This is a genomic window from Pseudoalteromonas sp. NBT06-2 (genome assembly GCF_002276045.1).
GTDB lineage: Bacteria > Pseudomonadota > Gammaproteobacteria > Enterobacterales > Alteromonadaceae > Pseudoalteromonas.
Genome location: NZ_NQMR01000074.1, coordinates 1 through 9,426 on the forward strand (window position 1 = coordinate 1; position 9,426 = coordinate 9,426).

A 9,426-nucleotide genomic window follows, 5' to 3' on the forward strand; every position below is an offset into this window, starting at 1 on the left:
GGTTGAAGTTACTGTTTTCTGTAATTATTATAATTGTACCTCCGTTATTGATTTAGGTGATGGTGTTGAACAATATAGAGTGATTTACGAACATAAGGTTAGTGATGCTGTTAGTCCTGACCCTGATCGTGATGAAACAATTCCTTAATAGTTAATACCAACTTGAATATTATGATAAATAGGTGATGTTATGAAAGATTTTAAATTTTTATTTTTAGCTTTTTGTTTTACGCTTTTATTTATTGTTTCAACTCCAAGTGAGGCCCGTTATACAAAAATTTTAACATCAATGGTTGAAGTTACTGCTTTATGTAATTATTATAATTGTACCTCCATTATTGATTTAGGTGATGGTGTTGAACAATATAAAGTGATTTATGAAGAAAAACCTATTTGTATTTCAAATGCTTTGTTAATACAAAGCTGCCCTGATCCAGATCGTGATGAAACATAATATATTATTTAACTCTATTTATAAGGTGTATTTCTTATAGCAATGAAATCGTTTTATAAACAATTCAGCTTGTTGTTTTTTTTTATGCTATCTGTTTTTTCATATGGAAGTATTATAGATGAGTTGCAGGCTGATTTTCGTTTTCAATTAGGAGTTGATTCTAATTTATTATCGAACCTTTCAATAAAAGATATTGTGCAAGATCAAAGTGGGTTTATGTGGTTTGCGACTAAGGATGGTCTCAATCGTTTTGATGGCAATGCAGTTAAAATATATCGACCTTCAAAAAATAAAAATTCAATTTCTCATTTTTACATTACCAAATTACTAGTGGATAAAAAGGGGTTGATTTGGATCGGCACTAGCTCTGGTTTAAATGTTTATGATCCATCTAAAGATTACTTTGAAGACATCCCGATAGGTAGTATCAAAATTACAAGTTTGTACGAAGATTCTTTAGGCAATATCTGGGTTGGAACTACAATTGGCGGAGTTTATGTTATTTCAAATAATGGAAATAACTCCAAGTTTGTAAATTTAAATGAAGCTTCTAAAGATCTAGTATCTATTTATATAAACGATATTCTAGAAATTAAAGGTGGAGTTGTATTTATTGCAACTCAGCATGGATTATTTAAAGTCAAAGAAAACAAGGTTTCACTTCTAACTAGCTTATCTTCAAATCAATCAAAACCCAAAGCATCGAATTATAAACGATTAAAAAAACTTGATAATGAAAATATTTTAATTGCGAATGAAAAAGGTCTATTTAATTTTAACCTTACAAATAAAAGTTTATCTGCAATTCGGTCACCAGTTCTTAGAGAAAAAAACATTACTGATATATTTAAATATAATAGCCGAGAAGTTTTGATTTCAACTCGTTCATCAGGCATGTATTTGGTTGATTTATTAACGAAAGAAACCTCCCATTTTGAAAACAATCCAGATGAAAAATATAGTTTAATAGACAATCAAATTAGTCGAATATTTCAATCAAAAGAAGGGGTTATTTGGATTGCAACAAATCTAGGTGTGAATAAATTAGATATAACGCAAAAATATTTTGGTCATATAAAAAGCAATAATGTTTTATCGAATTGTTTATCAGGTAATACTATCCACGCAACTTTATTAGATTCAAGTAATGTACTTTGGATTGCTGTATTTGGAGCTGGTTTACATAAAATTAATTTATCTTCTGGTGATTGTCATAAATATACAAGCTCCAGTGAATTTGCTTCAGATAATGATAATTTAAGTAAAATTGTATCAATTTTTGAAGATGAAAAGAAAAATATTTGGTTTGCAACTTTTAATCAAGGCTTGGTCCGTTTCACTAGGAATGAAAATAAATTTGAAGTATTTAGTGCCAACTTACCACAGAATAATAGTATCAGTTCAAATTCACTTAACTTTGTAACGGGAGATCTTAAAGGTAATCTCTGGATTGCAACGTTTGATAAAGGTTTTTCTCATTTTGATTTAAAAACAAATACTTTCAAAAATTACTTACCTTTGGTTGATCCTAATAATAAGCAAGTCAAAACGATTAAAAGCATAATGATTTACGATGGGTTTGTTTGGTTAGCTACTTTAAAGCATGGATTACTAAAATTTGACCCAAAAAATCAATCTTATACCCAATTTAAAAGGTCCTCTCCATATGAAGATGGAGTTCCACCGAGTTTAACTTCTATAAATATAGACTTAGATGGAAACTTCTGGCTCGGTACACAGGGTTACGGTGCATATATATTTACTCCAAGTAATTTAAAGATAAAGGCTTTCACTATAGAAGATGGTCTATTTAGCAATATGGTAATGCGAATAGAAGTTGATTCGAATAATAATAAATGGCTTCTTACTGATAAGGGGTTATCTCGGATTTCTAGTAAAAATGAAGAAATTGAAACTTTTTTTGAAAATGATGGACTACAAGCAAACTCTTTTACTTCAGCGGGGTTTTATAATGAGGTTGATGATACTTTATGGACTGGTGGTGTTAATGGTTTAAATAGAATTGAGTTAAAAAAGATAAGTAAAGAAAGAAATAAAGTAATACCTGTTTTAACTAATTTTGAACTATTTTATAAGCCAGTCAGACTAAGTACTCAAAAAAATGTCACACCTTTAAAGCAAGCGATTAATTTTAATAAAGAAATAAGGTTGTTTTCGGATCAAAATGTATTTGCATTTGAGTTTGCAAGCTTGGAATTTAAGCATTCAGATAGAGTGAGATATTCTTTTAAATTAGATGGTTATGATGATTGGAATTATGTGGACTTTAAAAGTAGAAAAGCCGTTTATACAAATATAAACCCCGGTAGCTATGTATTTAAAGTCAAGGCATCATTGAATCGTATTTGGGGTGAGGAAACGTCTATTAAAGTAATTATCGCACCTCCTTGGTGGCAAACTAGTCTTGCTTATTTTATTTTTACTAGTGTATTTCTATGTGTAATGTTCCTCGTTGTTAACCTTAGAACTCGTTTATTAAAAAAACAATCTCAGATTTTACAGTTATCAGTTATTGAAAGAACAAAAGAACTTGAAAATGAAAAACAGAAAGTAGAACAGCTTTTATCTCGTAAAAACGAAGAGTTTGCAAATGTCTCTCATGAATTACGCACACCATTAACGCTCATACAAGGGCCTGTTGCTAAGTTGATGGCTGAATCTACTGATAATGAACAACTGAAACGATTAAGTATAATTAAAAGAAATGCGAATAGGTTAACTCGAATAGTTGATCAGTTATTTCATATTGAAACCTTTAGAATCAAATCAATTTCAGGTCAGACGAATCAAGCTACTAAAGTTATTATTTTACGAATAATTGAGGCTTTTAAAGATTTAGCACAAGAAAAAAATATTCAGCTTAGTGTAAAAAGAATTGCGAATATAAATTTTGAATTTACACCAGATGCATTAGAGAAAATCATACTTAATTTATTATCCAATGCGCTTAAATACACAAAATCAGGCGGTACGATTATAGTTGAGACATATCGTATTAAAAGTAAAGAGTTAGCCATTAAAATAACTGATACTGGCGTTGGTATTCCTGAAAATAAGCTGGATGTGATCTTTGAAAGATATAGCCGAGTACTGGATGAGAATAGTGAAAAAGTAACAGGGGCTGGTATTGGCCTTGCGTTAGTTAAAAGTTTAGTTGAATCTCATAATGGTCGCATTGAACTGCACAGTAAATTAGGTATTGGTACTGAAGTAACCGTTTATTTACCCATCATAAATGAAGCTTTACAAGATGAGAATCAAATTTTTATTAATGATGAGTTTATTGCAATGGAATTGATGGAATTAAATCATCAGCAAGAAATGTCATTAACCACTCTAAATGTTGTCAATCAAGATATAGAAAAATCTGAAAAGCCGCTTATTTTATTGATTGAAGATAATGCTGATATGAGATCTTATATTATTGATAGTGTCTCATCTGATTATAAAGTCATAACAGCAGAGAATGGCGAAATTGGTATTACGAAAGCAAAATTAGAGGTGCCTGATTTGATAATTAGCGATATTATGATGCCGAAAAAAGATGGATATCAAGTAACTAATGAGCTAAGGCATAATGATATTACTAGCCATATTCCAATCGTTTTATTAACTGCTAGAGGAGATAGAGAAAGTCGGTTAAAAGGCTGGTATGAAAAAGCAGATGAATATTTAACAAAACCTTTTGATGCTGAGGAATTATTAATTCGCCTTAAAAACTTGTTAGAAATTCGAAATATACTTAAAAGACAGTTCTATGAAATTTCTTTTAAAACTGATTTGAAGGAGTTAAAGCCTCAAGTTGAAGTTTGTTCAATAAAAGCTGCACAGATAGATAAACAAAAAAAGTTTATATCCCAGTTAAATGCAGTGTTGGAAGTTTTATATGTTAATCCTGATACCTCAATAGCGAATATTGCTTATGATATTGCAATGAGTGAAAGACAGTTTTTTCGTAAAATTAAAAGCGTGTTAGACATGACACCAGCTGAATACTTAAGGCGTTTTCGTTTAGAAAAAGCAAAAATGTTATTAGATCAAGGTAATAGTGCGAGTTTTACAGCATTTGAAGTGGGTTTCTCATCTCAGAGTTATTTTGGCAAATGTTTTAAGGCCCAATTTAGCTTATCTCCCAGTGATTATAAAAAACAATTACAGGCGCTTTATCCTGAAAAAACGCTGATACCATTTGAAGATAATTAGCTCGTTCTGCAGATTAAATTGCATGCATAATTACACTGGTATATGGCACAATATAAACCATATGAAATTTAAAATACTAGGGGGCAATAAATGGAAAAAGTAAAAGTATGGGACGGTTTTGTGCGATTTTTTCATTGGTCACTAATTTTACTTATCGGTGTGCTTTATTTTTCTGGTGAAGAAGGTTTTATGGATTTGCATTTTGTGGCTGGTTATAGTTTGTTATCTTTAATTATAGCGCGATTATTTTGGGCTTTTATTGGCAGTGATACTGCAAAGTTAAAAGCTTTGTTGCATTCACCTAAAGCCGTTGTTAATTCTATTAAGACACATTCATATACAAGAGGGCATAATCCAGCAGGTAGTTATATGGTACTGACATTTTTTAGTTTACTGCTCATACAAAGCACTTCAGGTTTAATGACAACGGATGATATCTTAACTGATGGGCCGTTAGTACAATATGTTGAATCAAGTTGGGTTGAGATTGCTAGTAGTGTGCATAAATTGAATTTTGATTTTTTAATAGCTGCAATAACAGTGCATATTTTTGCGATTGTGGTTTATCGTATTCGAGGGAAAAACTTAGTAAAACCCATGCTCACTGGTTTTAGCTCAGAACCTTATATTAATGAAGTGAAAATGAGAACTGGCTGGTGGGGTTTTATGGTACTCGTTATTATAATGAGTTTGATTTTTTATGCTTGGGGCTTAGAGCCATTACAAGCGATCTTTTCATAATACGTGTTTATTTGATAGAGTTTATACCCTATCAAATATCTTAAATAGACTAATTAGTCTTTAAAAGACTTATGGCAATCTTTACATCCTTTAGCCCAATTACCAAAAGCTTTGCCAATTTTCTTTTGATCTCCCGTAGCAGCAACAGTTGCTAGCTCATCGGCATACTTTTGAAAAACGGTTGCTTTTTTCATGAAATTTTCATTATCAGACCAAATTTCAGATAAAGCACTAGTGTTAGCTGTACCTATTTCAGTGCCTGGGATAAAAGCTTCCCAAGGCATTTTAGATAATGCTGCAGCATTGTTTGCTCGCATTGCAAAACGTTTCGCATTAAAAGGTACTTTACCTTTAAGCATAGCGCCCATATCACCGATTTGAGTGCCAATCATAGAAAAAGCTGATTGCCGGTATTCAACGGCGTCAGATGGTTTTTCAAAAGCGGTATTAGCGATTGTAGGTAGTGCTAGTAAGCCAGCCGTTAGGCCAATGATTAAAAGTGACGGTTTTAAATTCATGATAGTCCAGTTTGTTTTTTGATTTTAAGTCTTTGTACCTGAGTATGTTGTAATGGGCAAATAAAAGCGGTCAGTATCTAAAAATTAGGGGGTATGATTTTATTGTGACACTTGTATGAAAATTGAAAACAAATGTAAATAACCCATTGAATAATTATTTCATATTGGGTAGTTTCTGATACGGTATAAAATAAAAACAATGGGAAATTTATGAAAAAGAATAATCTGAAGCTTTCAGTATTATCCACAGCTATTATGCTATCTCTAGCTGGTTGTGGTGGCAGTAGCTCTAAATCAAAAGCTGTTGAAGTTGTAGATGTTGCACCTACTGCTGCAAATGTTGTTATCGATACAGCTAAACAATGGGTGCCATCTACAGGTACTTTAAAAGCGGTAGATTCAAATGGTGATACATTAACTGTTAATTTTTCTGAAAATGGTGAAACTGTTACTGCTGACAATGGCGTTTATACTTTTAGTCATGGTGTTTTAGAATTATCAGGCCTTGAATATTCTTATGTATCTCTATCAGGTGACGCGGTTGAAATTGATTATTCTGTATCTGCAAATGGAAAATCAGCCTCAGCCAAGCTAATAGTTTCTGAAGTTATGGGTGACCCACTTTTAAATCAACAATGGCATCTCAGAAATACAGGGCAAGCAGCTTACGCATTAAGTGATGAAATGTATGAAGGCTTGGTTTTATTATATATGTCATTTGGTGATACTGAAGAAGAAGCTCGAGCTGCTCTTAGTGAGCGTTTTGCAAAACAAAAAGCAGAGTTAATTGCTGGCCAAGATATGAATGTCGTTGGCGCATATTCTCAAGGTGTTACAGGTGAAGGTGTTATAGCCGTTGTTGTTGATTCTGGCCTTGAAATACGTCATGAAGATTTAGCACCTAATGTTATTCCTAACCGCTCATTAAATCTAAATGAAGGTGCAGCAGATAGAACAGATCCTACGCCAACTTCTATTACAGGTGACCACGGTACGAGTGTTGCAGGTTTGATTGCGGCTAAAGGCTGGAACGGTCTAGGTGGTCAAGGTGTTGCACCTGATGCAAGTCTTATTGGCATGAATTATTTAGGCGAAGGAAAAGTTCCTCAAACAGATTTTTTAGTACATGGTTTCCCAGGTAGTGGTATTGCTAAAACAGATAATGTTGCAGTATTCAACCGTAGTTATGGTTATGCTTTTCCAACTCACTTTAGTTACTCTGAACTTGACGAAGCTATCACCGCTTATCCGGTAATGAATTTACGTGGTGGTAAAGGCGCTTTAAATATTAAAGCAAGTGGTAATGGTTTTGGTGATGAGCGTAATGCAGGTTCATTTTGTACTGATAATGGCGCTAATGATTTAGGTTTAACCTGTACTAATAGTGCTTTTGAAGGAACGCAAGGTAACCCTTATTCATTAAGTGTTGCAGCTGTTAATACTGATGGTCACCATACAAGTTACTCAACAGCGGGTGCAAGTATTTTTGTGTCAGCTCCTTCAGGTGAATATGGTCGTTATGCTCCCGCTATGGTAACAACAGATCAAATGACTTGTTTAAGTGGTTATTCTGGTTTTACCGGTGGTCAGATTGCTGCTTGGACAGAGGCTTATGGTGAAGAGTTTGTTAAATCGCAATTCCCATTTAACTTCCCTGGACATGAAGATAATACAAACTGTAATTATACATCTACGTTTAATGGTACTTCTTCAGCTGCGCCAAATGCTGCAGGTGTGGTTTCGTTAATAATTGCAGCTAATCCAGAATTAACTTGGCGCGATGTGCGTCATATATTAGCATCTACTAGTACACAAGTTGATCCTGAAAATGAAGCTGTTACTTTGACTATAGGTGAAGGTGATACTGCTGCTGAATTTGTAGCGCATCAAGGTTGGATTGAAAATGCTGCTGGATTTAAATTCAACAACTTATATGGTTTCGGTCGTGTAAATGCGGGTGAAGCTGTCGCGATGGCTAAAGCTTACGATAAAGATTTAGGTGAACAAGTTATTACGCAATGGCAAGGAGAAGGTTCAGTTATGGGTGACGATGCCATGACAAGTCAGATCCCTGATAATGATGCTTCAGGTTTAGAGTATAAATTTGTCCTTACAGAAGAGCTTGATTTAGAATCCATTCAATTCAAATTTGATGTAAGTAATGTTGATATGACGTTCGGTACTGATGAAGGTACTCAAACGACAGCTGGTACAGATTTAGCGATTGAAGTTACATCTCCATCAGGTACTAGAAGTGTATTATTATCATCAAAGCAAGCGATTACATATCCTGCTTATTCGTTTGATAATGGCGATCAACCAAGTTATATCTTAAAAGAGGGGGTTTTTCTATCTAATGCATTTTATGGCGAGTCTAGTAAAGGTGAGTGGATAGTTCGCTTATTAGATACAAGTGCCACTAGTTTTGCTACAACAGATGGTGGTTGGGGTAGTTTTGTTGGCTATACTAATAATGCTGAAGCAAGTGTGCTTGAAGGTATTGCAATAAGAGCGTTTGGTCACGCAACTCAAGTAGAAGGAGAGTAACCATGAAATTAAATAAATTATCAGTAGTAACAGCAAGTGTTTTGCTATCGACATCGGTTATGGCTCAGGCTTTGGTAGAAAGAGAGTTTATTAAACCAGTAAAAAAAGTTTCAAAATATACAGCTCAAAAAGTAGATTTTGGCTCATATAAAGTTGAAAGAAATTTAATTTATATACCAAAATCAGTAGCTAGTACTGAAAATATTGTTTCAACTAAAGGTATTATGGCTATTGTACGAACGGATAGCCCTGTACAGCTAGTATCTAAGGGGACTTTAGTGCGCAATACCTTTACTGATGTTGTTTCACCATTATCTGGAAATATTTCTCTGCTATTAAAACAGGGCGTTTCTGTGCAACAGGTTAGTGATGAGACAGGTTTATCTGTGGTTTCAGCATATGCAGGAACCAACCTTGCAGTAGTCAAAGTGAAGGAAGGGCAAGATTTAATTGAAGCGAGTAAACAACTTAAAGCATCTGGTTTAGTGAAGGTTGCTAAAATAGAAGTGCTAGAGATCTTACATAAAGCTTATTAATTAATACTGATAACATTTTATTCAGGCGCATTTTCATGCGCCTTTTTTGTTTGCCCAGCGAAGCTGGCAAACCCGATAGGCTGCAAGAAGCCTTATCACCCAGACTAAGGGGAAGATAATCTGAATGGCAAGGGCGTTACTGGCTAACGGTGAGGTCTGAAGGAAGCCATAAGAAGTTAGAGGTACACAAGTAACCGTAACCTGTTTCGGCGGTATTGGTGGGTAAGCGTGCAAAATAGCGTGACGCCCTATACTTAGTCAGTCCAATACTGTGTTTGAGGGTGGCACTTCTAACAGGGAGCTAGTGCAGTAACTGGGGAAGCCTGGCACTGTAGCCAATCCGAATGATTGGACGTGTTACTCAAGAGGTGACTCAAGGTTTAGTGTCGGTGTGAGGTGGCAGATG

Annotated in this window: 6 protein-coding genes; 5 read left to right on the forward strand and 1 reads right to left on the reverse strand. The window is 34.2% G+C overall.

What is annotated here, in order from left to right; genetic code table 11:
* Positions 1-190: 190 nt before the first annotated feature.
* From CJF42_RS14940 to CJF42_RS14950, 3 genes are all read left to right on the forward strand, one after another.
* Positions 191-454, forward strand: coding sequence for a hypothetical protein (locus CJF42_RS14940; RefSeq protein WP_095367462.1), 264 nt, complete (start codon positions 191-193; stop codon positions 452-454).
* Between the two features lie 42 nt (positions 455-496).
* The gene (locus tag CJF42_RS14945; RefSeq protein WP_095367463.1) at positions 497-4,678 is read left to right on the forward strand and encodes a hybrid sensor histidine kinase/response regulator transcription factor; all 4,182 of its coding nucleotides are present in this window, start codon (positions 497-499) and stop codon (positions 4,676-4,678) included.
* A 90-nt stretch (positions 4,679-4,768) separates the two neighbouring features.
* Positions 4,769-5,419 carry a cytochrome b/b6 domain-containing protein gene (locus CJF42_RS14950; RefSeq protein ID WP_095367464.1) on the forward strand — a complete coding sequence of 217 codons (651 nt, stop codon included), beginning with the start codon at positions 4,769-4,771 and terminating at the stop codon, positions 5,417-5,419.
* Positions 5,420-5,472: 53 nt separating this feature from the next.
* On the opposite strand, the gene CJF42_RS14955 is transcribed toward CJF42_RS14950, so the two are convergent.
* On the reverse strand, positions 5,473-5,937 hold the full coding sequence (locus CJF42_RS14955; RefSeq protein ID WP_095367465.1) for a c-type cytochrome: 465 nt from the start codon (positions 5,935-5,937) through the stop codon (positions 5,473-5,475).
* Between the two features lie 210 nt (positions 5,938-6,147).
* Here CJF42_RS14955 and CJF42_RS14960 point away from each other — a divergent pair, with 210 nt between their 5' ends.
* Positions 6,148-8,484, forward strand: coding sequence for a S8 family serine peptidase (locus tag CJF42_RS14960; protein WP_095367466.1), 2,337 nt, complete (start codon positions 6,148-6,150; stop codon positions 8,482-8,484).
* Between the two features lie 2 nt (positions 8,485-8,486).
* Entirely contained in the window at positions 8,487-9,020 is a 534-nt protein-coding gene (locus tag CJF42_RS14965; protein WP_095367467.1) for a serine protease external chaperone, read from the forward strand.
* Positions 9,021-9,426 lie beyond the last annotated feature (406 nt).

Bases quoted from the DNA above. Each gene is read 5' to 3' on its own strand.
- CJF42_RS14940 (WP_095367462.1), top strand. From the start codon at position 191: ATGAAAGATTTTAAATTTTTATTTTTAGCTTTTTGTTTTACGCTTTTA.
- CJF42_RS14945 (WP_095367463.1), top strand. From the start codon at position 497: ATGAAATCGTTTTATAAACAATTCAGCTTGTTGTTTTTTTTTATGCTA.
- CJF42_RS14950 (WP_095367464.1), top strand. From the start codon at position 4,769: ATGGAAAAAGTAAAAGTATGGGACGGTTTTGTGCGATTTTTTCATTGG.
- CJF42_RS14955 (WP_095367465.1), bottom strand. From the start codon at position 5,937: ATGAATTTAAAACCGTCACTTTTAATCATTGGCCTAACGGCTGGCTTA.
- CJF42_RS14960 (WP_095367466.1), top strand. From the start codon at position 6,148: ATGAAAAAGAATAATCTGAAGCTTTCAGTATTATCCACAGCTATTATG.
- CJF42_RS14965 (WP_095367467.1), top strand. From the start codon at position 8,487: ATGAAATTAAATAAATTATCAGTAGTAACAGCAAGTGTTTTGCTATCG.